24 protein-coding genes are annotated in these 22466 nt (G+C 71.7%); 8 read left to right on the top strand and 16 right to left on the bottom strand.

The window, feature by feature from the left end:
* Window positions 1-438 precede the first annotated feature (438 nt).
* The gene (locus N7925_RS30495) at window positions 439-798 is read left to right on the top strand and encodes a hypothetical protein (RefSeq protein ID WP_265602701.1); all 360 of its coding nucleotides are present in this window, start codon (window positions 439-441) and stop codon (window positions 796-798) included.
* Window position 799: 1 nt separating this feature from the next.
* Complete coding sequence (locus N7925_RS30490; protein ID WP_265602700.1) at window positions 800-1240, top strand: hypothetical protein; 441 nt, start codon at window positions 800-802, stop codon at window positions 1238-1240.
* A 33-nt stretch (window positions 1241-1273) separates the two neighbouring features.
* Here the strand turns inward: N7925_RS30490 and N7925_RS30485 are convergent, their stop codons facing one another.
* The 3 genes from N7925_RS30485 to N7925_RS30475 form a co-directional block, all read right to left on the bottom strand.
* Window positions 1274-1777 carry a GNAT family N-acetyltransferase gene (locus tag N7925_RS30485; protein WP_265602699.1) on the bottom strand — a complete coding sequence of 168 codons (504 nt, stop codon included), beginning with the start codon at window positions 1775-1777 and terminating at the stop codon, window positions 1274-1276.
* 17 nt (window positions 1778-1794) lie between these two features.
* Window positions 1795-2367 (bottom strand): sigma-70 family RNA polymerase sigma factor, encoded by a 573-nt coding sequence (locus N7925_RS30480; protein WP_274345771.1) that lies wholly within the window; start codon window positions 2365-2367, stop codon window positions 1795-1797.
* A gap of 134 nt (window positions 2368-2501) precedes the next feature.
* Complete coding sequence (locus N7925_RS30475) at window positions 2502-3659, bottom strand: glycerophosphodiester phosphodiesterase (protein WP_274345770.1); 1158 nt, start codon at window positions 3657-3659, stop codon at window positions 2502-2504.
* A gap of 263 nt (window positions 3660-3922) precedes the next feature.
* On the opposite strand from N7925_RS30475, the gene N7925_RS30470 reads away from it, so the two are divergent.
* On the top strand, window positions 3923-4594 hold the full coding sequence (locus tag N7925_RS30470) for a lysophospholipid acyltransferase family protein (RefSeq protein WP_265604059.1): 672 nt from the start codon (window positions 3923-3925) through the stop codon (window positions 4592-4594).
* Between the two features lie 72 nt (window positions 4595-4666).
* On the opposite strand, the gene N7925_RS30465 is transcribed toward N7925_RS30470, so the two are convergent.
* Complete coding sequence (locus N7925_RS30465) at window positions 4667-6211, bottom strand: MFS transporter (protein WP_265602696.1); 1545 nt, start codon at window positions 6209-6211, stop codon at window positions 4667-4669.
* Window positions 6208-6759, bottom strand: a complete 552-nt coding sequence (locus N7925_RS30460; protein ID WP_215110151.1) for a TetR/AcrR family transcriptional regulator — start codon at window positions 6757-6759, stop codon at window positions 6208-6210. Before N7925_RS30460 ends, N7925_RS30465 begins: the two co-directional genes overlap by 4 nt.
* 277 nt (window positions 6760-7036) lie before the next feature.
* On the opposite strand from N7925_RS30460, the gene helR reads away from it, so the two are divergent.
* Complete coding sequence (gene helR, locus N7925_RS30455; RefSeq protein ID WP_274345769.1) at window positions 7037-9202, top strand: RNA polymerase recycling motor ATPase HelR; 2166 nt, start codon at window positions 7037-7039, stop codon at window positions 9200-9202.
* A 43-nt stretch (window positions 9203-9245) separates the two neighbouring features.
* Here the strand turns inward: helR and N7925_RS30450 are convergent, their stop codons facing one another.
* From N7925_RS30450 to N7925_RS30440, 3 genes are all read right to left on the bottom strand, one after another.
* Window positions 9246-10217, bottom strand: a complete 972-nt coding sequence (locus N7925_RS30450; protein ID WP_274345768.1) for an aldo/keto reductase — start codon at window positions 10215-10217, stop codon at window positions 9246-9248.
* A 112-nt stretch (window positions 10218-10329) separates the two neighbouring features.
* Window positions 10330-11757 (bottom strand): argininosuccinate lyase, encoded by a 1428-nt coding sequence (argH, locus tag N7925_RS30445; protein WP_265602693.1) that lies wholly within the window; start codon window positions 11755-11757, stop codon window positions 10330-10332.
* A gap of 134 nt (window positions 11758-11891) precedes the next feature.
* Window positions 11892-13088, bottom strand: a complete 1197-nt coding sequence (locus N7925_RS30440; RefSeq protein ID WP_265602692.1) for an argininosuccinate synthase — start codon at window positions 13086-13088, stop codon at window positions 11892-11894.
* Between the two features lie 195 nt (window positions 13089-13283).
* Between N7925_RS30440 and N7925_RS30435 the strand changes: the two genes are divergently transcribed.
* Both N7925_RS30435 and N7925_RS30430 read left to right on the top strand, forming a co-directional pair.
* On the top strand, window positions 13284-13883 hold the full coding sequence (locus N7925_RS30435; protein ID WP_265602691.1) for a pyridoxamine 5'-phosphate oxidase family protein: 600 nt from the start codon (window positions 13284-13286) through the stop codon (window positions 13881-13883).
* An 84-nt stretch (window positions 13884-13967) separates the two neighbouring features.
* Window positions 13968-14675 carry a L,D-transpeptidase family protein gene (locus N7925_RS30430; protein ID WP_274345767.1) on the top strand — a complete coding sequence of 236 codons (708 nt, stop codon included), beginning with the start codon at window positions 13968-13970 and terminating at the stop codon, window positions 14673-14675.
* A 10-nt stretch (window positions 14676-14685) separates the two neighbouring features.
* On the opposite strand, the gene N7925_RS30425 is transcribed toward N7925_RS30430, so the two are convergent.
* The 6 genes from N7925_RS30425 to N7925_RS30400 form a co-directional block, all read right to left on the bottom strand.
* Complete coding sequence (locus N7925_RS30425) at window positions 14686-15222, bottom strand: arginine repressor (RefSeq protein ID WP_006123291.1); 537 nt, start codon at window positions 15220-15222, stop codon at window positions 14686-14688.
* Between the two features lie 25 nt (window positions 15223-15247).
* Window positions 15248-16447 carry an acetylornithine transaminase gene (locus N7925_RS30420; RefSeq protein WP_265602689.1) on the bottom strand — a complete coding sequence of 400 codons (1200 nt, stop codon included), beginning with the start codon at window positions 16445-16447 and terminating at the stop codon, window positions 15248-15250.
* A complete protein-coding gene (argB, locus tag N7925_RS30415) occupies window positions 16444-17421 on the bottom strand; it encodes an acetylglutamate kinase (protein WP_265602688.1) in 978 nt (325 codons plus the stop codon). Before argB ends, N7925_RS30420 begins: the two co-directional genes overlap by 4 nt.
* Window positions 17418-18572, bottom strand: a complete 1155-nt coding sequence (gene argJ, locus N7925_RS30410; RefSeq protein WP_265602687.1) for a bifunctional glutamate N-acetyltransferase/amino-acid acetyltransferase ArgJ — start codon at window positions 18570-18572, stop codon at window positions 17418-17420. The genes argB and argJ overlap by 4 nt, the downstream gene beginning before the upstream one ends.
* A complete protein-coding gene (gene argC / locus N7925_RS30405) occupies window positions 18569-19597 on the bottom strand; it encodes an N-acetyl-gamma-glutamyl-phosphate reductase (RefSeq protein WP_274345766.1) in 1029 nt (342 codons plus the stop codon). The genes argJ and argC overlap by 4 nt, the downstream gene beginning before the upstream one ends.
* Before the next feature lie 110 nt (window positions 19598-19707).
* Entirely contained in the window at window positions 19708-19878 is a 171-nt protein-coding gene (locus N7925_RS30400; protein ID WP_274345765.1) for a DUF6228 family protein, read from the bottom strand.
* Here N7925_RS30400 and N7925_RS30395 point away from each other — a divergent pair.
* Window positions 19877-20578: an SMI1/KNR4 family protein gene (locus tag N7925_RS30395; protein WP_274345764.1), complete on the top strand. Its 702-nt coding sequence runs from the start codon at window positions 19877-19879 to the stop codon at window positions 20576-20578. The two genes, N7925_RS30400 and N7925_RS30395, sit on opposite strands and share 2 nt — an antisense overlap.
* 184 nt (window positions 20579-20762) lie before the next feature.
* Window positions 20763-21116: a VOC family protein gene (locus N7925_RS30390; protein ID WP_274345763.1), complete on the top strand. Its 354-nt coding sequence runs from the start codon at window positions 20763-20765 to the stop codon at window positions 21114-21116.
* 196 nt (window positions 21117-21312) lie between these two features.
* On the opposite strand, the gene N7925_RS30385 is transcribed toward N7925_RS30390, so the two are convergent.
* A complete protein-coding gene (locus N7925_RS30385) occupies window positions 21313-21657 on the bottom strand; it encodes a hypothetical protein (protein WP_274345762.1) in 345 nt (114 codons plus the stop codon).
* Window positions 21658-21997: 340 nt separating this feature from the next.
* The gene (locus tag N7925_RS30380; protein WP_274346579.1) at window positions 21998-22324 is read right to left on the bottom strand and encodes a deoxyxylulose-5-phosphate synthase; all 327 of its coding nucleotides are present in this window, start codon (window positions 22322-22324) and stop codon (window positions 21998-22000) included.
* Window positions 22325-22466: the final 142 nt, after the last annotated feature.

Raw genomic sequence — 22466 nt, 5'->3', positions numbered from 1 at the left:
TGCGGACGGCGCAGGCTCGGTCTCGCTTCGGGGCGCGAGGCTCAGGCGGGGGCCCTCAGAAGGCGCGCATTCGACACATACAACGAGCACCGGGCGTGCTGATCGCCTCGGTCGCAAGGGTGCGGCTGCTCGTCGTGGTCATGGGCCAAGTAAAACAGACGTGAGGTCTCCGCGATCCCGGCTGTCCGCATAGCGGACAGTGCTGGATGGCCGGATGCTGACCTTCCGGTTAAGTCGGAAGATGCGTGGCACACGGCTGTGACCTGCGAAGACAGGGTGCTCGCACGAGTGGGGTCAGGGGTGAGCGGGTGGCCTGGGAGCGGAACCTTTGCCGCCGGTTGTGGCCAAGGCCACGATGGGGGCCCCGGTGCGGTGGTCGCCCGCGTGGTGGCCGGGGCCGCACGCGGGCGGGCGTTCCGTCCGTAATACCCTCGACTCATGCTTGACGCCCTGACGGTCGCGGTCGCCGTGACCGCGCTCGCCCTCGCCGCCTGGTGCGGACATGCCGCCTACCGGGACCAGCCGACGAAGGACTGGCATTTCATCGGGATGGCGGTCGTCTCCGTGCTGGCGCTGGCCCAGTTGGTCGTGGGCATCGTGCAGCTGGCGCGCGGGGAGCGGCCGGAGCAGGGGATGGCGGTGTTCGTCGCCTATCTGATCGGTTCGTTCGCCGCCGTGCCCGCGGCCGGATTCCTGTCGTTGACCGAACGGACCCGCTGGGGTTCGGTCACGGTCGCGGCGGGTGCGGTCGTGCTGGCGGTTCTGGAGGTCCGGCTCTATGACATCTGGGGAAACTGACGTGAGCGACACCGACCGCCCCGGGGTGGCCACGGCCCCCAAGCCGTCCTTCGAACTGGGCACCGGTCCCGGCCGGGTCCTGGTCTGGTTCTACGGGGTGTTCACGGTCGCGGCGGCCTCGCGGACGATCGTCGAGATGGTCAGGGGCTTCGACCGGGCGCCGCTGGCCTACGCGCTCTCGGCCGTCGCGGCCCTGGTGTACGGCTTCATCACGTACTCGCTGGTGCGCGGCGGTGAGAAGGCCCGCCGGGCGGCGCTGGTGTGCTGTGCCGCGGAGCTGCTCGGTGTGCTGGTCGTCGGCGCGTGGACGCTGGTCGAGCCGGCCGCCTTCCCGGACTCGACGGTGTGGTCGGACTTCGGGATGGGTTATCTCTTCATCCCGGTGATCCTGCCGGTCACCGGGATGATCTGGCTGCGCCGCGCGAAGACGGTCGCGGTCTAGGCCCTGTCGGGCCCCGCCGCGCGCGGCGCACGGTCAGGCGCTGGCCACGTAGTCCCGGTCGGCCGCGTCCTTCTCCAGCAGGACCATCCGGACGCCGTCGGCTCCGGTGACGGCCCCGACCTGGGCGTATCCGGCCCGCCGGTAGAGCCGCAGATTGCCCTCGCTGCGGTGTCCGCTGTGCAGCCGGAAGCGGGTCGCCGCCCGCTCGGCGGAGAGCGCCGACTCGGCGGCGAGCAGCAGCCTGGCCCCGAGGCCGTGGCCCTGGAGCCGGGGGTGGACGCAGAGCTTGCCGATGAGGCCCGTGCCGTCCGGGTCGGTGACCCCTCGGACCGATCCGACGACCTCGTCCCCGAGCCTGGCCACGAACACCAGGTCGTCGGCGACTTCGGCGCGCAGGGATTCGAGGCTCTGGACGAGCGGGTCGATCCGGTAGTTGTCGTACAGCTCCGCCTCGCGCTGGAAGCAGAGGTACTGAAGTCTGAAGATCTGCTCGACGTCCTGTGCCGTCGCCGCCGAGATGGTCACGCTCATGCCCATGTGTGCACGCCTCCCGCTCACCTGTTCGCCGGTTGCCTACCGCTCCCTTCCCGCACGGAAGGAGCGACAACCTCCGCAGCCAGCATTCTGCGCAGACATCCAAGGCATCGGGAACGGATCGGACCCAAGCTCCCCTGTGACATACCCAACTCCCCTGCGATTTCCCGGTAGGTCGGGTCGCTGGGGGCGAGCATCGCCTCCAGCAGCCGGGGGCAGCGGCCGGGCAGCCGGGCCAGTGCGGAGTGCAACGCCAGGCGTTCGGCGGCCCCGAGAGCGGCGCGTTCCGGGCAGTCGGCCGGTCCGGCGGCGGGTTCCGTTCCGGCGTACGGGCGTTCCCTGCGGGCCGCGCGGCGTCCGCGGCGGGCCTCGCCCCGTACGGTGTCGCGCACCCAGCGGGCCGCGTCGGCGGGTGGTCCGGCGGCGGCCGGGCGCTCCAGCAGCCGCACCCAGACGCTCTGTTCGAGGTCGGCGGGGTCGAGCCCGGCGGCCGGGGCCTCGGCCCTCGCCTCCGCGCGCACCAGGGGTTGTAAGGCACGGACGACTAGGGCGGTGGCAGCTGCCGGGCCGGGGTCGTGATCGAGAAGCGTCATGTTCCGGCGGACGTGCCGTGAGGGCCGCCGGTTGCCCCGGGCGGCGCTGCGCCACCCGACCGGGGTATGCCGGGGCAGGCGGCTGACGGCGGTGTACGCGTGGTGCGCCGTCAGCCGCCCGCCTCCGTACCGGGTCAGCGCCCGGCGTGGTCCGCCGCCGCGAGCAGCGCCGTGTCCGGATGGTCGGCGAAGATGCCGTCGATGCCGGTGGCGAGGTAGGCGGCGCAGGCGCCGAACACGTCACCGTAGGCGTTGGGGTCGGTGCCGCGCCGGAAGTCGGCGGGCAGGAAGCTGTTCTCGTTGCGCAGCGTGTACGGGTGCAGCCGCAGGCCCTTGGCGTGCGCGTCCCGTACCAGGGTGGTCGGGGTGGTGAGCCGTCCCGAGGCGTCCTTGGGGATGACGAGATCGAGGGTGGGGCCGATGCCCTGGGCGAAGGAGGCCATCCACGCAAGCCCGGCGGGGGTCACCAGGTCGGCGACGGTGCGGGGGTCGCCCGACTCGACGAAGTCCCAGGGGCGCTCCTTCGGGCCGGAGAGCAGGACGATGCGCGGGGTGTCGACGAGGCGCGCGAGGCGCTGGACGGAGCCGGGCTCGAAGGACTGGAGGATGAGCGCGGAGTTCCGGCGGTCCCGCCCGTAGCGGCGCAGCAGCCGGGCGAGCGGCTCCTCCAGGCCGAGGCCCAGCTTGCGGAAGTAGGTGGGGTGCTTGGTCTCCACGTACAGCCAGACCGGCTTGGAGCGCTTGCGGCCCTCCTTCTCCGCCCAGCGCAGCACCTCCTCGAAGGTGGGGACGCTCCAGCGGCCGTCGTAGAGGGTGTTGTCCGGGCGGCTGCCCGGGATGCGCTCCTTGGCTCGCAGGGTCTTCAGCTCGGCGAGGGTGAAGTCCTCGGTGAACCAGCCGGTCAGGGTGAGCCCGTCGATGCTCTTGGTGGTCCTGCGGCCGGCGAACTCGGGGTGGTCGGCGACGTCGGTGGTGGCGGTGATGTCGTTCTCGTGGCGGCAGACGAGGTGGCCGTCCTTGGTCGGCACGAGGTCCTGCTCGATGATGTGCGCACCCATGTCGAGGGCCAGCTGGTAGGAGCCGAGGGTGTGCTCGGGGCGGTAGCCGCTGGCCCCGCGGTGGCCGATCACCGTCGGCACGGGCAGGTCGCGCAGCGATCCGTGGCCGCCGCCGTGGCCGCGGCCCCGCTCGGCCGCCCGGGCGGTGGCGGGCAGGCCCAGGGCCGCGGTACCGAGGACCGCGGCGCCCAGGAGGCTCCGCCGGCCAGGGGTCTTCCGCGCACGCTCCGTCATGAATGCTCCTCGCTTGGTGATGTCCGGGACCGGTCGAGCGAGGCCCGATCGTAGGCTGGGAGGTGTACCGGAGGGCGGCTCCTCGGCCAACATGGCGGAAACACACGTCAACACCGTGTATCCGCTTCGTGAACCCGATGTGCGATCAGCGCATACCCGCGAGTATCGTCCTCACCTGCACCGACCATCACCCGTCGGCACAGGCCACCGCCCGTACGACCCATTCCATCGCGGCCGGCCAGGCCACGACACCGGAGGAACCGTTGTCCCGTCTCACGGTCATCAAGGCAGTGCTCGGACCGATTCTGCGCCTGATGTTCCGCCCGCAGGTGGAAGGCGCCGAGAACATTCCCGGGACCGGGCCGGTGATCCTCGCGGGCAATCACCTCACGTTCATCGACTCGATGATCATGCCGATCTGCTGCGACCGGCCGGTGTTCTACATCGGCAAGGACGAGTACGTCACGGGCAAGGGCCTCAAGGGCAAGCTGATGGCCTGGTTCTTCACCGGCTGCGGCATGATCCCGGTGGACCGGGACGGCGGCCGGGGCGGGGTCGCCGCGCTGATGACGGGGCGCCGGGTGCTGGAGGAGGGGCAGGCCTTCGCCATCTACCCCGAGGGCACCCGTTCCCCCGACGGCCGGCTCTACCGGGGCCGTACGGGCATCGCGCGGCTGACGCTGATGACGGGCGCTCCGGTGGTCCCGTTCGCGATGATCGGGACCGACAAGCTGCAGCCGGGCGGCGCCGGCCTGCCCCGGCCGGGCAAGGTCACGGTGCGCTTCGGTGAGCCGATGGAGTTCTCGCGCTACGAGGGCATGGACCGCGACCGCTATGTGCTGCGGGCGGTGACCGACTCGGTGATGGCCGAGGTGATGCGGCTGTCCGGCCAGGAGTACGTGGACATGTACGCGACGAAGGCGAAGGCCGCCTGACCCGCACGGCGGTCGGCGAAGGGCCCGCGCCCCCTTCTTGGGGGCGCGGGCCCTTCCTCGTGCGGCCACAGGCTATGGGTGCTCGACGCCGTCCTCCAGCTTCTGGCCCCGCAGCAGGAACCAGGAGGCGACCGCCGCCGCCAGCAGTACCGCCGCACCGACGCCCGCGGCCGACCGCAGTCCGTCGACGAACGCCTCCTGGGCCGCCGAGACCAGTGGCCCGGCCTGGGCGGCGGGCAGGGCCCCGGCGGCCTCGACCGCCCCGCCGAGCGACTCGTGGGCGGCCGACTCGATGTCGGCGGGGATGCCGGACGGGGTCGGGAAGCCCCGGTAGACGCCGGTGACGATGGAGCCGAGCAGGGCGATACCGAGGGCCGCGCCCAGTTCGTACGCGGTCTCGGAGACGGCGGACGCGGAACCCGCCTGCTCCTTCGGGACGCTGGAGAGGATCACGTCGGCGGTGACGGTGAAGGCGAAGCCCGCGCCGACGCCGACGACCAGCAGCATGGAGCCGAGCAGCGGATACCCGGTGTTCTGGTCGAGCAGCGTCACACTGCCCAGGGCGAGGCCGACCGCGGCCAGGCCGCCCGAGACGACCGAGCGGACCGAGAAGCGGCGGGCGGCGAACCCGGCCAGCAGACCCGCGGTCACCGCGCCGATGGCGGCGGGCAGTTCGGCGAGCCCGGCCTCCAGCGGTCCACGGCCCTGCACCAGTTGCAGGAACTGGGAGAGGAAGAAGACGAGACCCGACAGGCCGAGGATGGTCAGCAGGTCGGCGAGGACCGCGCCGGAGAAGCCCCGGTGGTGGAAGAGCCGCATGTCCAGCAGGGGCGCGGGCAGCCGCAGTTGCCTGCGGACGAACCAGGTGAGCGCACCGGCGCCGGCGACGGCCGCCGCCCCGGCCTCCCAGCTCACCCCGTGCGCGGCCGCCTCCTTGATGGCGTACACGACACCGATCATGCCGACCAGGGAGAGCCCCACGCTGAGCATGTCCCACGGGCCGGGAGCGGGGTTCTTGGACTCGGGGATCAGCTTGACGCCGACGACGACGAGGACGGCCATCACGGGCAGGTTGATGAGGAAGACCGAACCCCACCAGAAGTGTTCGAGCAGGGCCCCGCCGACGACCGGACCGACGGCCGCGCCCGCCGAGGCCATCGCGCCCCAGATCCCGATGGCGAGGCTGCGCTCGCGCGGGTCGTGGAAGAGGTTGCGGATCAGCGCCAGGGTGGACGGCATCAGGGTGGCGCCCGCGACGCCGAGGAGCGCCCGGGCCACGATCATCATCTCGGGCGTGGTCGCGTACGCGTTGAGCACGGAGACCGCGCCGAACGCGACGGCGCCGACCAGCAGCAGCTTCTTGCGGCCGATCCGGTCGCCGAGGCTGCCCATCGAGACGAGCAGGCCGGCGATGACGAAGGAGTAGACGTCACCGATCCAGAGCAGCTGGGTGCCGGTCGGTTCGAGGTCCTCGCTGAGGAACGGGGTGGCGAGACCGAGGACGGTCGCGTCCACGGCCACCAGCAGTACGGCGAGGACGAGGACGGCGAGCGCGATCCACCGCCCCGGGCGGCGTACGGCGTCCGTGGTGTCCGGATTCTGATCGATGCTGGTCATTGCTCTACGCTCCGGCGTGCTCCGCCGAGCAGCAACTCGACGATCATGTGTTGGAAGTCCTGTGCGGCGACCCGCCCCGCCTGGACGGCCCAGGCGCCGGTGCCGACGAGCCCGTAGAGGGCCTCCGTCAGCCAGGCGGGGGTGAGGTCGATGCGGAACTCGCCGCGCTCCTGGCCGCGGCGGAAGAAGGCGGAGACACGGGCGTCGGCCCGGTTCCAGCCCTCGTTGACCTCGTCGCCCTCGAAGAGCTGGTTCTCGTTGACGAGGAAGGACAGCAGCCCGGCGCTGGGCTCGACGGCCGCGATGAGGCGGCGCAGCCCCTCCTCGGAGGTGTCCTCGTCGAGCCGGGCGGCGTCCAGGGCCGCCTCGAACTCCTGGATGCCGAGATTCTCCAGCGCCCGCACCAGGGCGTCGCGCCCGGCGAAGTGGCGGTGGAGGGTGGCCCGGCCGATGCCCGCCGCCCTGGCGACCTCGTCCATGGTGGCGGTCGATTTGCGGGTCAGCAGGGCGGCGGCGCTGCGCAGCACCTGCTCACGGTCGAGAGTCATGAGACGACCATAACCCACCTGAGACATACTCGTCTCATCGAGAGGTGCGCGGGCGCACAGGAGGAGAGAAGGGAGAGCGAAGGGGAGGGCGGGGAAACAAAAAAGTGGCCGGAGGTGAATCCACTCCTTGCCACGCTCAACTTATAGCGCATGGGGGGCCTTGCGGCAAGACCCCCCATATGCCGCAGAATCGTCCGCCGTAGCCGGGATGGGACGCCGCCCCCCGTACGCACCGTAGAGCTGCCCCCCGTACGCACCGCAGATCGGAACCGATGCCGTGACACCCCTGACCGCCAGCGCGTTCGACCTCCCCGACCGCCTCTCCCCCAAGGCCGACCCGGCGCTGATCGCCGACGACGAGCAGCACTTCGCGGCCATCGCCCACTCCCTGGAACAGTCGATCGCCGAGCTGACCGACCGGCTCGCGGCCGAACGCAGGGCGCCCGGCGGGGCGAGCCGGCAGGCGATGGACCGGGACGTGGAGATCCACCGGCTGACCGGCCGGCTGCGCGCCCTGCGCCGGTTCGGCCTCGACCTGTGCCTCGGCCACATGGTTGCCGCGGACGGCTCCGGGCCGCTGTACGTGGGACGGCTCGGGCTGACCGACAGCACGGGCCGCCGGCTGCTGCTCGACTGGCGCTCCCCCGCCGCCGAGCCGTTCTTCGGAGCCACCCACGCCGATCCGATGGGCCTGGCGAGCCGCCGCCGCTACCGCTGGACCGGCGGCCGGATCAGCGACTACTGGGACGAGGTGTTCGCGCCGGAGGGCTTCGCCGGGCATGCCGCGCTGGACGACCAGTCCGCGTTCATCGCCAGTCTTGGCGGCAACCGGTCCGCCCGGATGCGCGATGTCCTGGGCACCATCCAGGCCGACCAGGACGCCATCATCCGGGCGGGCTCCCGGGGCGCGCTCGTCGTCGACGGCGGGCCCGGCACCGGGAAGACCGTCGTCGCCCTGCACCGCTCCGCCTATCTGCTCTACTCCGACCCGCGCCTCGGCCACCGCCGCGGTGGCGTGCTGTTCGTCGGGCCGCACGAGCCCTATCTGGGGTACGTCGCCGATGTCCTGCCCAGCCTCGGGGAGGAGGGCGTGCAGACGTGCACCCTGCGGGACCTGGTCGCCGAGGGAGCGCGGGCGGGCGCCGAGACCGACCCGGAGGTGGCGCGGCTGAAGGCGTCGGCGGAGCTGGTGAAGGCGGTCGAGCCGGCCGTCCGGTTCTACGAGGAGCCGCCCGCCACGGGCGTACGGGTCGAGACGCACTGGTCCGACATCTGGCTGAGCGCCGCCGACTGGGCCTCGGCGTTCGGGGCGGCGGACCCGGGCACACCGCACAACGAGGCGCGGGAGGAGATCTGGGAGGAGCTGCTCACGATCCTCGTGGACAAGCACGACGGCGACGCCCCGGAGGAACAGCTGCGGGCCTCGCTGCGGCGGAACAGGGAGCTGTTCGCCCTCTTCGACCGCGCCTGGCCGCTGGTCGAGGCGGCCGACCTGGTCGGCGACCTCTGGTCCGTACCCGCCTATCTGCGTAGGTGCGCCCCCTGGCTGACCTCGGAGGAGGTCGGGCGGTTGCAGCGCCCGGACGCCCGGGCCTGGACGGTGTCCGACCTGCCTCTTCTGGACGCGGCACGGCAGCGGCTCGGCGACCCGGAGGCGTCCCGGCGCAGGCGCCGGCACGAGGCCGCGGCCGCCGCCGAGCGCGAGCAGATGGACCGGGTCGTCGATAGCCTGCTCGCCGACGAGACCCTGGCCGACGCGGACGCGGACGGCGAGGGCGCGCTGGTGATGCTGCGCGGGGCGGATCTCCGGGAGTCCCTGGCCACCGCCGACCGGCCGGGCACGGCCGAACCCGACCTGCTGGCCGGGCCGTTCGCGCACATCGTCGTGGACGAGGCGCAGGAACTGACCGACGCCCAGTGGCAGATGCTGCTCCAGCGGTGCCCGTCCCGGAGCTTCACCGTCGTCGGGGACCGGGCGCAGGCCCGGCACGGGTTCACCGAGTCGTGGCAGGAGCGGCTGGAGCGGGTCGGGCTCGACCGGATCACCCTGGCCTCCCTGACCATCAACTACCGGACGCCGGAGGAGATCATGGCGGAGGCGGAACCGGTGGTCCGGGCCGTGCTCCCCGATGCCAACGTGCCGGTCTCGGTCCGAAGCAGCGGCATCCCCGTCAGGTACGGCTCCGTCGCGAACCTGGACGCCGTCCTCGCCGGGTGGCTCGCCGCGCACGACGACGGGATCGCCTGTGTCATCGGCGACCCCGCGTTCCGGGCGACGCCCCGCGTGCGGTCGCTGACCCCGGAGCTGTCCAAGGGCCTGGAGTTCGACCTGGTCGTCCTCGTCGATCCGGAGAGGTTCGGCGCGGGCGTCGAGGGGGCGGTGGACCGCTATGTCGCGATGACCCGGGCGACCCGGGAGCTCGTCGTCCTGACGAGCTCCTGAGGCGTCGGGGACGGGCCGTCGGGGGCGGCCCCGCGTGCGGGCTTCAGTGCCAGGGCAGCCCTGCCCGGTGCCGCCAGTAGGCCTCCGGCTCCTCGACCAGGGCGTCGAGGCCGGCCCGCTGCTCGTCGTCGAGGTCGACGACGGCGGCGTGCAGATTGCCGGAGAGCTGGCCCACCGTGGCGGCGCCGGAGAGCACGACGTCGGCCCAGGGCTGGTGCAGGACCAGCGCGAGGGCCACCGCGTCGCCGCCCACGCCCGCGGCGGCGGCGATCTCCTGGAACACGGCGGGGGCCTCGTCCCCGGCGAGGCGCCCGTTGGCCATGCCCTCCTTGACGATCACGGTGAGCCCGGCGTCGTGGGCCTCGGCGAGCGCGGGCGCGGCCGAGGTCTCCAGGGCGTTGTAGGTGGCCTGGACCGTACGGAAGAGGGGTTCGCCGTCGACCGTGACGGCGAGGGCGGCCCGGATCGCGTCGGCCTGGGAGGGCCCGCTGGTGGAGAGGCCGACAGTGACGCCGTCGGCGGCCAGGGCGGCGAGCCGGCCGAGCAGTTCCTTGTCGGTGAGCGCGGGGCTGTCCGGGGTGACCGAGTGGACCTGGTAGAGGCTGAGCCGGTCGCCGATCAGAGCCCGGGTCTCGGCGTACTGGCGCTCGAAGGCGGCGAGGCTGTGGTCCTTGACCTCGTGTTCCTCGGCCTCGACGTCCCAGTCGGCGGTGTAGGTGTACCCCCACTTGCTGCCGACGACGAGGTCGGTGAACGAGGGCCGGGCTGCCAACCACTCCCCCAGGAACTCCTCGGCGCGGCCGTAGGAGCGGGCGGTGTCGACGTACCGGACGCCCTGGGCGTAGGCGGCGTCCAGCAGTTCGTGGGTGCGGGCGCGCAGGGCGTCGGGGTCGCGGTCGGCGGGCAGGTCCCGGTCTCGGTGGAGATTGATGTAGCCGGGCCTCCCGACGGCGGCAAGGCCCAGCCCGATGTGGGCGGTCGGGGTCGTCGCGGCGGCCAGGGCGGCGAAGGGCATCGCGGGCTCCTCGGGGTCGGGTTTCGGTTACTCCTACCCCGGTGGGCGCGGCCCGCGACACCCTTCGTCCATCTGGTGCGACACGGCTCCCGCGCGCACCTGACCGGCGTTCCTACTGGCGGGCGGTCGCCCAGGCGTGCTGGGCGGCCAGGTCGTCCTTCACCTCGGCGAGCTGTACGGCGACGGCGGAGGGGGCCGTTCCGCCCCGGCCGTCGCGGGAGGCGAGGGCGCCCCGCACGTTGAGCACGGTGCGGACCTCGGGGGTGAGGTGCTCGGAGATCTTGGCGAACTGCTCGTCGGTGAGCTGGTCGAGCTCGATGCCCTGCTGCTCGCACTCCTTGACGCAGGCGCCGGCCACCTCGTGCGCCACCCGGAACGGAACGCCCTGCTTGACCAGCCATTCCGCGATGTCGGTCGCGAGCGAGAAGCCCGCCGGGGCCAGCTCCTCCATGCGCTCGCGGTGGACGGTGAGGGTGGCCATCATCCCGGTGAAGGCGGGGAGCAGGACCTCCAGCTGGTCGCAGGAGTCGAAGACGGGCTCCTTGTCCTCCTGGAGGTCCCGGTTGTACGCGAGCGGGAGCGCCTTGAGCGTGGCGAGCAGGCCGGTCAGGTTGCCGATGAGGCGGCCGGACTTGCCTCGGGCCAGCTCCGCGATGTCCGGGTTCTTCTTCTGCGGCATGATCGAGGAGCCGGTGGAGAAGGCGTCGTGGAGGGTGACGAAGGAGAACTCCTTCGTGTTCCAGATGATGACCTCCTCCGCGATCCGGGAGAGGTTGACGCCGATCATCGCGGTGATGAAGGCGAACTCCGCGACGAAGTCCCGCGAGGCGGTGCCGTCGATGGAGTTGGCGACCGAGCCGTGCTCGAACCCGAGGTCGGCGGCGACCGCCTCCGGGTCGAGGCCGAGCGAGGACCCGGCGAGCGCCCCGGAGCCGTACGGGGAGACGGCCGTGCGCTCGTCCCACTGGCGCAGCCGCTCGGCGTCCCGGGACAGGGACTGCACGTGGGCGAGCACGTGGTGGGCGAAGAGCACGGGCTGGGCGTGCTGGAGGTGGGTGCGGCCCGGCATGGCGACGTCCGCGTGGGCCTCGGCGAGGCCGACCAGCGCGCTCTGGAGATCGGCGATCAGGCCGCCGATGGTCCGGGCGTGGTCGCGCAGGTACATCCGGAAGAGCGTGGCGATCTGGTCGTTCCGCGACCGCCCGGCCCGCAGCTTGCCGCCGAGGTCGGCGCCGAGGCGCTCGAGCAGTCCGCGCTCCAGCGCGGTGTGGACGTCCTCGTCGGCGATGGTCCCCGTGAAGGAGCCGTCCGCGACGTCCGCTTCGAGCTGGTCGAGCCCGCCGAGCATCCGGGTCAGCTCGTCCTCGCTGAGCAGCCCCGCCTTGTTGAGCACGCGCGCGTGGGCTCGGGAGCCGGCGATGTCGTACGGCGCGAGCCGCCAGTCGAAGTGGACGGACGCGGACAGCTTGGCCAGCGCCTCGGCCGGTCCGTCGGCGAAACGCGCGCCCCAGAGCCGGACGTCACCGTTGTTGCTGCTCACTGCGTGCTCCTCAAAAAGGGGAAGGCAAAGGCCGGAATGGAGGCCAAGGTGCGGATATGCGGCCGCCTCCCTGCCGCGCGACGACGGGGAGGCGGCTGTACAACGAGGGAGGGTCGGGCGAGGTAAGGGTCAGGCTATGCCTGGAGATCACGCTTGGCCGCGATCTTGGAGGAGAGACCGAAGATCTCGATGAAGCCCTGCGCCTTGGACTGGTCGAAGGTGTCGCCCGAGTCGTAGGTGGCGAGGTTGAAGTCGTACAGCGACTCCTCGGACTGCCGGCCGGTGACGACGGCGCGGCCGGCGTGCAGGGTCATCCGGATGTCGCCGGTGACGTGCTGGTTGGCCTCGTTGATGAAGCCGTCCAGGGCGCGCTTCAGCGGGGAGAACCACAGGCCGTCGTAGACCATCTCGCCCCAGCGCTGCTCGACCTGCCGCTTGTAGCGGGCCAGCTCGCGCTCGACGGTGACGTTCTCCAGCTCCTGGTGGGCGGTGATCAGCGCGATCGCACCGGGCGCCTCGTACACCTCGCGGGACTTGATGCCCACGAGCCGGTCCTCGACCATGTCGATCCGGCCGATGCCCTGCGCGCCGGCCCGCTCGTTGAGCTGCTGGATCGCCTGGAGGACGGTGACGGGACGGCCGTCGATGGCTACGGGCACGCCCTCCTTGAAGGAGATGACGACCTCGTCGGCCTCGCGCTGGACGGCGGGGTTGTCGGTGTACTCGTAGATGTCCTCGATCGGCGCGTTCCAGATGTCCTCCAGGAAGCCCGTCTCGACGGCACGCCCGAAGACGTTCTGGTCGATGGAGTACGGGGACTTCTTGGTGGTCGCGATCGGGAGGTTCTTCTCCTCGCAGAAGGCGATCGCCTTGTCCCGGGTCATCGCGTAGTCACGGACCGGGGCGATGCACTTCAGGTCGGGGCCGAGCGCGGAGATACCGGCCTCGAAGCGGACCTGGTCGTTGCCCTTGCCGGTGCAGCCGTGGGCGACGATCTGGGCGTTGTGCTTGTGGGCGGCGGCGACGAGGTGCTTGACGATGGCCGGCCGGGAGAGGGCCGAGACCAGCGGGTAGCGGTCCATGTAGAGGGCGTTGGCCTTGATCGCCGGGAGGCAGTACTCCTCGGCGAACTCGTCCTTGGCGTCCGCGACCTCGGCTTCGACGGCACCGCAGGCGAGCGCGCGCTTGCGGATGACGTCCAGGTCCTCGCCGCCCTGGCCGACGTCCACGGCGACGGCGATGACCTCGGCGCCCGTCTCCTCGGCGATCCAGCCGATGGCGACGGAGGTGTCCAGGCCGCCCGAGTAGGCGAGAACGACGCGCTCGGTCACGGGTTTCTCCTTACGGTGCAATCACTGATGGGCATAACTATGCAGTCCACCGTATTGTTTGTCAAAAGAGCAGGCCAACGCAGTGCGATCGGCCGCACGGGTGCGCGGAGGCGGCGAGCGGAGCGGGGTCGCACCCGAGGTCCGGATGCTGAAATGCCCTGCCCACCGCCCAGATCGGGGTCCGATAATCACCTCATGGGAAAAACGCACGACCGCATCGACGGACGGCTCAGAACCTTCATCGAGGAACAGCACATCTTCTTCACGGCCACCGCCCCGCTGGACTCCGACGGCACGGTGAACCTCTCGCCCAAGGGCGTCACCGGCTCCTTCGCCGTCCTCGACGAGCGGACCGTCGCCTACCTGGACTTCGCCGGGAGCAACGCCGAGACCGTCGCCCACCTCCGGGAGAACGGGCGCATCACCCTGATGTGGTGCGCCTTCCAGGGGCCGCCGAACATCGTGCGCGTGCACGGCCGGGGTGAGCCGGTCTTCCGTGACGACCCCCGGTTCCCCGGGCTTCTCGCCCGCTTCCCCGGTGTCGACCCGGCCCCGCACGGGCTGCGCGCGATCATCGTGGTGACCGCCGAACTCATCCGCGACACCTGTGGGTTCGGCGTGCCGTTCCTGAGCTACGACGAGGACCGCACGCTGCACGCGGACCGGTTCCGGCGCGACGACGACGAGAGCCTCAGCGCCTACTTCGCGAAGAAGGAGGACATCGCGACGAGCATCGACGGGCTGCCGGGCCTGCCGCTCCCGCTGCCGCCCCTGCCGGCCGCGCTCCCGGAGTGAGCCCGTGCCGTCCGCAGTGAACCGCTGGGCCGTACGGAGCAGGTCCGGTGGGGCGTGCCCGCCGGCCGCCGTACGGTCCGGAGCATGCGCAGATCACTGGTGACCGCCGCCGTACTCCTCGCCCTGACCGGCTCCCTCGGGGCCGGGCCCGGCCGGACCGATGCCCCTCCCCTGCCGTACCGGCTGGCGGACACGGGCGGCGGCTCCCAGTTGATCACCGCCGAGGCCCCCGGCACCGGCTCCACGACGGGGACCGTGACCTGGTGGGAGCGTCGCGGGGGCAGCTGGACGGAGGCCGGGTCGGCGCCCGCGCGGTTCGGGGGAGGCGGCCTGGCCGAGGGGGCGACCCGGGAGCAGGGCACCAGTACCACGCCCACCGGCCTGTACGACCTGCCGTACGCCTTCGGCACCGAGGACGCCCCGGCCGGCACGACGTACCCCTACCGCGAGGTCAACGAGGACTCCTGGTGGTGCCAGGACAACGACTCGCGCGCGTACAACCGCTGGGTGGAACCGCGCCCCGGCCACTGCCGGGCGGCGGAGGCCGAGCACCTGGTCTCCTACGGCACGCAGTACGCCCGCGCCCTGGTGATCGGCTTCAACTACGACCGTCCGGTACGGGGCAGGGGCGCGGGCATCTTCCTGCACGTGAACGGGGGCGGGGCGACGGCCGGGTGCGTCTCGGTCCCGGCCGACGCCATGGCGGAGATCCTCGCCTGGGCGGACCCGGAGCGCGACCCGCACATCGCGATCGGCACCTCCTCGGGCCCGACCGCGATCACGCGCTACTGAACAGGGAGGATCAGCGGTCGTTCTGAGCGAGCCTCAGCAGGTGGTCGGCGAGCGCCTGGCCGCCGTTCGGGTCCCGGCTGATGAGCATCAGCGTATCGTCGCCCGCGATGGTGCCGAGGATGTCGTGCAGTTCGGCCTGGTCGATGGCCGAGGCGAGGAACTGGGCCGCGCCCGGCGGGGTGCGCAGCACCACGAGGTTGGCCGAGGCCTCCGCCGAGATGAGCAGTTCGGCGGAGAGCCGGCGCATCCGCTCCTCCTTGGCCGAGCCGCCCAGCGGGGCCTGCGGGGTGCGGAATCCGCCCTCGCTCGGCACCGCGTAGATCAGCTCGCCGCCGGTGTTGCGGATCTTCACCGCGCCCAGCTCGTCGAGGTCCCGGGAGAGCGTCGCCTGGGTGACGCTCAGCCCGTCGTCGGCGAGGAGCTTGGCCAGCTGGCTCTGCGAGCGGACCGGCTGCCGGTTCAGGATGTCCACGATCCGGCGGTGGCGGGCGGTGCGGGTCTGCGGCACGGACGGCCCGCCGTGCTCGGATTCCTGCGCCTCGGTCATCGTCGTCGCCTCATTCTCCGGAAGGTCATGCTCCGGATCGTCCGTCCCCGTATGCCGCGTCGAGAGCGCTCGGCAGGATCTCCAGGAACGCGTCCACCTCCGCGTCACCGATGATCAGCGGCGGCATGAGCCGTACGACATCGGGGGCGGGCGCGTTCACCAGGAGGCCGGCTCCCTGGGCCGCCTGCTGCACCTGCGGTGCGAGGGGTCCGGTGAGCACGATACCCAGCAGCAGGCCCGCGCCGCGGACGTGGGAGACCAGTGGGTGTCCCAGCGCCTCCACGCCGTCGCGGATCTTCTCCCCGAGCCGCTTCACGTCGTCGAGCACGCCGTCGGCCGCGAGGGTGTCGATGACGGCGAGTCCGGCGGCGCAGGCGACCGGGTTGCCGCCGAACGTCGTGCCGTGGTGCCCCGGCTTCAGCAGGTCGGCCGCCGGTCCGAAGGCGACCGTCGCGCCGATAGGCAGTCCGCCGCCGAGGCCCTTGGCGAGGGTGACGATGTCCGGCTCGACGCCCTGGTGGGCCTGGTGCTCGAACCACTGGCCGCAGCGGCCGACGCCGGTCTGGACCTCGTCCAGGACGAGCAGGGTGCCGGTCGCCCGGGTGATCTCCCGGGCGGCCTCCAGATAGCCCTTGGGGGGGACGACCACGCCGTTCTCGCCCTGCATGGGCTCGATGATGACCAGCGCGGTGTCGGTGGTCACCGCGGCCTTCAGCGCGGCGGCGTCCCCGTACGGAACGTGGGTGACGTCACCGGGCAGCGGGCGGAACGGCTCCTGCTTCCCGGGCTGGCCGGTGAGGGCGAGCGCGCCCATGGTCCGGCCGTGGAAGCCGCCGTCGGTGGCGACCATGTGGGTGCGTCCGGTGAGGCGGCCGATCTTGAAGGCGGCCTCGTTGGCCTCCGCGCCGGAGTTGGCGAAGAAGACCCGCCCCCGACGGCCGAAGAGCTGGAGCAGCCGCTCGGCGAGCGCGACGGGCGGCTCGGCGATGAACAGGTTCGACACGTGTCCGAGGGAGGCGATCTGGGTGGAGACGGCCTCGACGACGGCGGGGTGGGCGTGGCCGAGGGCGTTGACCGCGATACCGCCGACGAAGTCGAGGTAGCGGGTGTCTTCCTCGTCCCAGACGTAGGCGCCCGCGCCGCGGACGAGCGGCAGCCGGGGCGTGCCGTAGTTGTCCATCAGCGCGCCCTGCCACCGCTGGGTGAGTTCTTCGGCGCCGGTCATGATTCCCCCCGCTGCTGATGTCCGTGCGTTGCCGGTGTTCCGTGTACGGCTGTTCCGTGTATGGCTGTTCCGTGTACGTCGATGGGGGCGTCGGGGACGACCATCGTGCCGATGCCCTCGTCGGTGAAAATCTCCAGCAGGATCGAGTGCTGGACGCGGCCGTCGATGACGCGGGCGGTCTCCACGCCGTTGCGCACGGCGTGCAGACAGCCCTGCATCTTGGGGACCATGCCGCTGGACAGCTCGGGCAGCAGCTTCTCCAGCTGGCTCGCGGTGAGCCGGCTGATGACGTCGTCGCTGTTGGGCCAGTCCTCGTACAGGCCCTCGACGTCGGTGAGGACCATCAGCGTCTCGGCGTTCAGCGCGGCGGCGAGCGCGGCGGCCGCGGTGTCGGCGTTGACGTTGTAGACGTGGTGGTCGTCGGCGGAGCGGGCGATCGAGGAGATGACCGGGATGCGGCCGTCGTCCAGCAGCGCCTGGATGGCCCCGGTGTCGATGGCGGTGATCTCGCCGACCCGGCCGATGTCGACGAGCTCGCCGTCGATGGTGGGCCGGTGCTGGGTGGCGGTGATGGTGTGGGCGTCCTCGCCGGTCATGCCGACGGCGAGGGGGCCGTGCTGGTTGAGGAGGCCGACCAGCTCGCGCTGGACCTGTCCGGCGAGCACCATCCGGACGACGTCCATCGCCTCGGGGGTGGTGACGCGCAGCCCGGCCTTGAACTCGCTGACCAGGCCCTGCTTGTCGAGCTGGGCGCTGATCTGCGGGCCGCCGCCGTGCACGACGACGGGCTTGAGGCCGGCGTGCCGCAGGAAGACGACGTCCTGGGCGAAGGCGGCCTTCAGCTCCTCGTCGATCATGGCGTTGCCGCCGAACTTGATGACGACGGTCTTGCCGTGGTGCCGGGTCAGCCAGGGCAGCGCCTCGATGAGGATCTGCGCCTTCGGGAGTGCGGTGTGCTTCCGCGCGGTGGTCATGAGCTGTACGCGCTGTTCTCGTGGACGTACTCCGCGGTGAGGTCGTTGGCCCAGATGACCGCCGACTCGGTGCCCGCAGCGAGGTCGGCGGTGATCTTGACCTCCCGGTAGCGCATGTCGACGAGGTCGCGGTCCTCGCCCACGCTGCCGTCCTTGCAGACCCAGACGTCGTTGATGGCGACGTTGAGCCGGTCCGGCTCGAAGGCGGCCTTCGTGGTGCCGATCGCGGAGAGGACCCGGCCCCAGTTGGGGTCCTCGCCGTGGATGGCGCACTTGAGGAGGTTGTTGCGGGCGATGGACCGGCCGACCTCGACGGCGTCGTCCTCGGTGGCCGCGTTGATCACCTCGATCCGGATGTCCTTGGACGCGCCCTCGGCGTCGCCGATGAGCTGCCGGGCGAGGTCCGCGCAGACGGCCCGTACGGCGTCGGCGAACTCGCCTTGCTCCGGGGTGATCCCGCTGGCGCCGGAGGACAGCAGCAGCACGGTGTCGTTGGTGGACATGCAGCCGTCGGAGTCGACCCGGTCGAAGGTGGTCCGGGTGGCCTCGCGCAGGGCGGCGTCCAGCGCGGGGCTCTCGACGTCCGCGTCGGTGGTGAGGACGACGAGCATGGTGGCCAGGCCCGGGGCGAGCATGCCCGCGCCCTTGGCCATGCCGCCGACGGTCCAGCCCTCGCCGCCCGCGACGGCGGTCTTGTGCACGGTGTCGGTGGTCTTGATGGCGATGGCGGCCTTCTCACCGCCGTGTTCGCTGAGCGCGGCGGCTGCCTGCTCGATGCCGGGAAGCAGCTTGTCCATGGGGAGCAGCAGGCCGATGAGCCCGGTGGAGGCGACGGCGATCTCGCCCGCGCTGTGGCCCTTCAGTACTTCCGCGGCCTTCTCGGCGGTGGCGTGGGTGTCCTGGAAGCCCTGGGGCCCGGTGCAGGCGTTGGCTCCACCGGAGTTGAGGACGACGGCGGTGACCTCGCCGCCCTTGAGCACCTGCTCCGACCAGAGCACCGGGGCGGCCTTGACGCGGTTGGAGGTGAAGACGCCCGCGGCGGCGCGACGCGGCCCGTTGTTGACCACGAGGGCCAGGTCCGGGTTGCCGCTCTCCTTGATTCCCGCGGCGATGCCCGCCGCGGAGAACCCCTGTGCTGCCGTGACGCTCACGGTGCCACTCCGATCGTCGAAAGACCTGTGTCCTCGGGGAGTCCGAGGGCGATGTTCATGCTCTGGAGGGCGCCGCCCGCGGTGCCCTTGGCGAGGTTGTCGATGGCGCTGATCACGATGATCCGCCCGGCGGCCGCGTCGTACGCGACCTGGAGCTGTACGGCGTTGGAGCCGTACACCGCGGCGGTGGCGGGCCACTGCCCCTCGGGCAGCAGGTCCACGAACGGCTCGTCCGCGAACGCCTTCTCGTACACCCCGCGCAGGCTCCGGGCGCTCACGCCGGGCTTCGCCTTCGCGCTGCACGTGGCGAGGATGCCGCGCGGCATGGGCGCGAGGGTGGGCGTGAACGAGACGGTGACCGGCTGCCCGGCGGCGGCGCTGAGGTTCTGGATCATCTCGGGCGTGTGGCGGTGCCCGCCGCCGACGCCGTACGGGGTCATGCTGCCCATCACCTCGGAGCCGAGCAGATGCGGCTTGGCCGCCTTGCCCGCACCCGAGGTGCCGGACGCGGCGACGATCACGGCCTCCGGCTCGGCGAGGCCGGCCTCGTACGCCGGGAAGAGCGCGAGGGACACGGCGGTCGGGTAGCACCCGGGCACGGCGATGCGCCGGGTCCCGGCGAGCGCGGCCCGCCCGCCCGGCAGCTCGGGCAGCCCGTACGGCCAGGTCCCGGCGTGCGGTGACCCGTAGAACGTCTCCCAGTCACCGGCGTCCTTCAGCCGGAAGTCGGCCCCCATGTCGACGACGAGGACCTCCTCCCCCAACTGCTCGGCGACGGCGGCGGACTGCCCGTGCGGAAGCGCCAGGAAGACGACGTCGTGACCGGCGAGCACCTCGGCGGTGGTGGGCTCCAGCACCCGGTCGGCCAGGGGCCGCAGATGCGGCTGGAGCGACCCGAGCGCCTGCCCGGCGTTGGAGTGCCCGGTGAGGGCGCCGATCTCGACGTCCGGGTGCGCCAGCAGAAGACGGAGCAGCTCCCCGCCGGCGTAGCCGCTCGCCCCTGCCACTGCTGCTCGTACCACCATCGGTAACCCTCCTGATCGATGGCATGACTATACGCATCGACGCACGTTTATGCAAAGGTGTACCGGCTGCGACAGCGGTCCGTTACCGTGCACCCCCAGGGTCCAGGTGGTCACTGGCAGTCGGCGGCGAGCCCTTCCAGGAACGGGGCGAGGTGTCCGTCCCCGATCCAGGCGACGACCTCGCTGACCCGAGCGTCCAGACCCGGGGCCTCCAGCTCGACGGCACAGCGGCGGTCCCCAAGAGCTTCCGCCGTCAGTGGTCCCCCGTACCGTCTACGCATGGTTGATCAGCAGTGGAACGGTATACGTCAGCGCGTGGTGGCGTTGGGTGCCCAACCGGCGAGCAGCAAGGTGTTCGGCTCGCTCGGGCACAAGTGGGCCCTGGAAGACCCGCTGGCCGAGGACGGGCCGGCCGAACTCGAGGAGCAGATAGGTGTGCGGTTGCCGGATGACTACCGCAATTTCCTCACCTCCGTGGGAGCGGGCGGCGCGGGTCCCGCATACGGCCTCTTCCCCGTCCGCCGCGTACAGGGCCGCTGGCGCTGGGAAGGAGATGGCGCCGACCTCGCCGATCCGACCATGCTCGCCCGGCCGTTTCCCGACCACGGCCCGGATCCCGCAGACCTCGCGGCACTTCTCGCAGTGCGCCCGGAGGAAGAGGAGTTCGAGGAGATCGAGGACTTCGACGACGCCTTCGAGGCGTGGGACGAACGCTGGGGCCTCCTGATGTTCGCCCCCGAGCGCACCGCCGGCGCCATCGTGATCTCTCACCTCGGCTGCGCCCAGAGGGAGTGGTTGATCATCAGCGGCACCCACCGCGGCACCATCTGGTCCGACTGCCGGGCAGATGACACCGACCTCGTCCCGCTCCTCGACCAGGCCGGGAAGCCGGTCACCTTCGCCCGCTGGTACATCGACTGGCTGCAGAAGGCGGAGCTCACCGCAGAGCTCACCGCACACCAGCCATCCACGAACGTCTGACACCGAGCACCCTGGACGCACGACACTGCGCCGTCGTCACGATGAGTGTTGTAGTTGTAGTTGTCCACACGCGCTTGAGTCGGCCCGGGGCAGCGGCTGCTCCTCCTGGGTGGGCACGGCGGTCGACGGCAGCCACCCCAGCCCCGGCCCCGGCAGCCGGCCGGCCCTGTTTATGCTCACGCCCATGGCACTCGCATGGGAACAGATCATCGTCGACTCCGCCGACCCCATCGCCCTCGGGCGCTGGTGGGCCGAGGCTCTCGGCTGGGTAGTGGTAGACGCATCCGAGGAGATCATCGAGATCCGGCCCGAGCCGGACCGGATGCCGGGGCTGCTCTTCGTTCCCGTCCCCGAGGGCAAGACGTCGAAGAACCGGCTCCACCCCGACTTCCGCCCCGACGACCAGGAGGCCGAGGTCGCCCGGCTGCTCTCCCTCGGCGCCCGGCGCGCCGACACCGTGCAGGGCGGGCAGCACTGGGTGACCCTCCTCGACCCGGAAGGCAACGAATTCTGCGTCCTGGGTGAGCGGAAGAGCTGAGCAGGGCCGGGCAGCCGTGCGGGCGGAGGCGCCGGGCTGCCGCCCCGGGCCTGCCCCTGGTGCGGTTCGGGGACCTGACGCAGGATGATGCCCCCAGCACGTCCGGCCGCCCGTGGCTCCTTTAAGGGGCTCACGGGCGGCGGCGTGTGCAGCGGTGGATTCAGGGGTGTGCGACGGCTCGGTATGCGTCAGCGCGTCAGTGGAAGACGACCGAACGCACCTTCAGCCGCTCCGAGGCCCCGCCGGTGTGCGGGCGGAGGGGGAAGGAAGCACCCTCGCAGGCGACGTCCGTGAAGACCTCCGCCCAGGCGTCCGTGCGGTTCTTCGGGGAGTGCCCGGGCTCGGGGTTCTCCAGGCCGACGCCCGGGAGGTTGACGCACTCGCCGCTGGGCGGGCTGTTCAGGAAGCCGGTCGCCTCATACCCCTCGACAGTCACGTAGTCGTAGCGGAACTGCCCCTCGGCGGCCGAGGCGGAGGAGGGAACGGCGGCGAGCAGCAGAGCGGCGCCGAGAACGGCGGCAAAGGTGGAGCGGAAGCGCATGGGTGAAATCCTTCTGGTGATAGGGCTGTTGCCGTGGCCCTCTTCCCGGCGGGCAGGGCCGGTCGCGGGTGGAGCCAGGCGGGGAAACGTGTTTCCGCAGGCACGCCGACGCACGGTCACCGAGGCGACAGCGTCGTGACACTGCGCACATATGGTGACACACAAAGCGACGATTCATGATCCAGAGCCGGCCGTGGAGCTCGGCGAGCAGGGGCACACCACGTGCGGCGACGCCCGGCGGAGAACCGCGCCCGGCCCTCCGGGCGTCCTCCCCGGGGATCACGGGGCCCCGGGGACACGGCCGCCCGCCCGACCGCGTCCGAGCCACGGCCATCACGCCCTACGGCACGTTGAACCGGACGAACGCCTGGGCGGCCGGGGTGCCGCTGCATCGCGCGTACGTCAGCCGCTCCCGCACCTCACGCGGCGTCCGTGGACGGAATCCGGGCCCGCAGCAGCTCTTGTGGAACCCCACGCCCGCGTTCAGCAGCACAGCGAGGGCCCGCCAGGCCCCGTCGTCCCGCCTCCTCGGCGCCGCGAACGCCGAGCCCACGGGGATCATCGGCTCCGCACAGCGCGGACAGTTCCGCTGCCTTGCCCGGTCGTGGGGCTGCTTGAAGGAGACCCGGCAGGGGAGGCAGACGTACGAGGTTTTCCCATGGCTCACCGGCTCGGCCCCGGGATCACGCCAGGAGACGGCCATCGACTTCTTCGGAGCCGGCCCCGGTCCAGGGCCGGATGGTCCGGGTGGGGGCGATACTGGTCGCAGCAGTCGCCCCGCCGCCGAACCGGCTCCTGGCCGGGGCGGC

The organism is Streptomyces sp. CA-278952, from assembly GCF_028747205.1.
Classification (GTDB): domain Bacteria; phylum Actinomycetota; class Actinomycetes; order Streptomycetales; family Streptomycetaceae; genus Streptomyces.
This window is presented reverse-complemented; position numbering and strand designations above follow the sequence as displayed.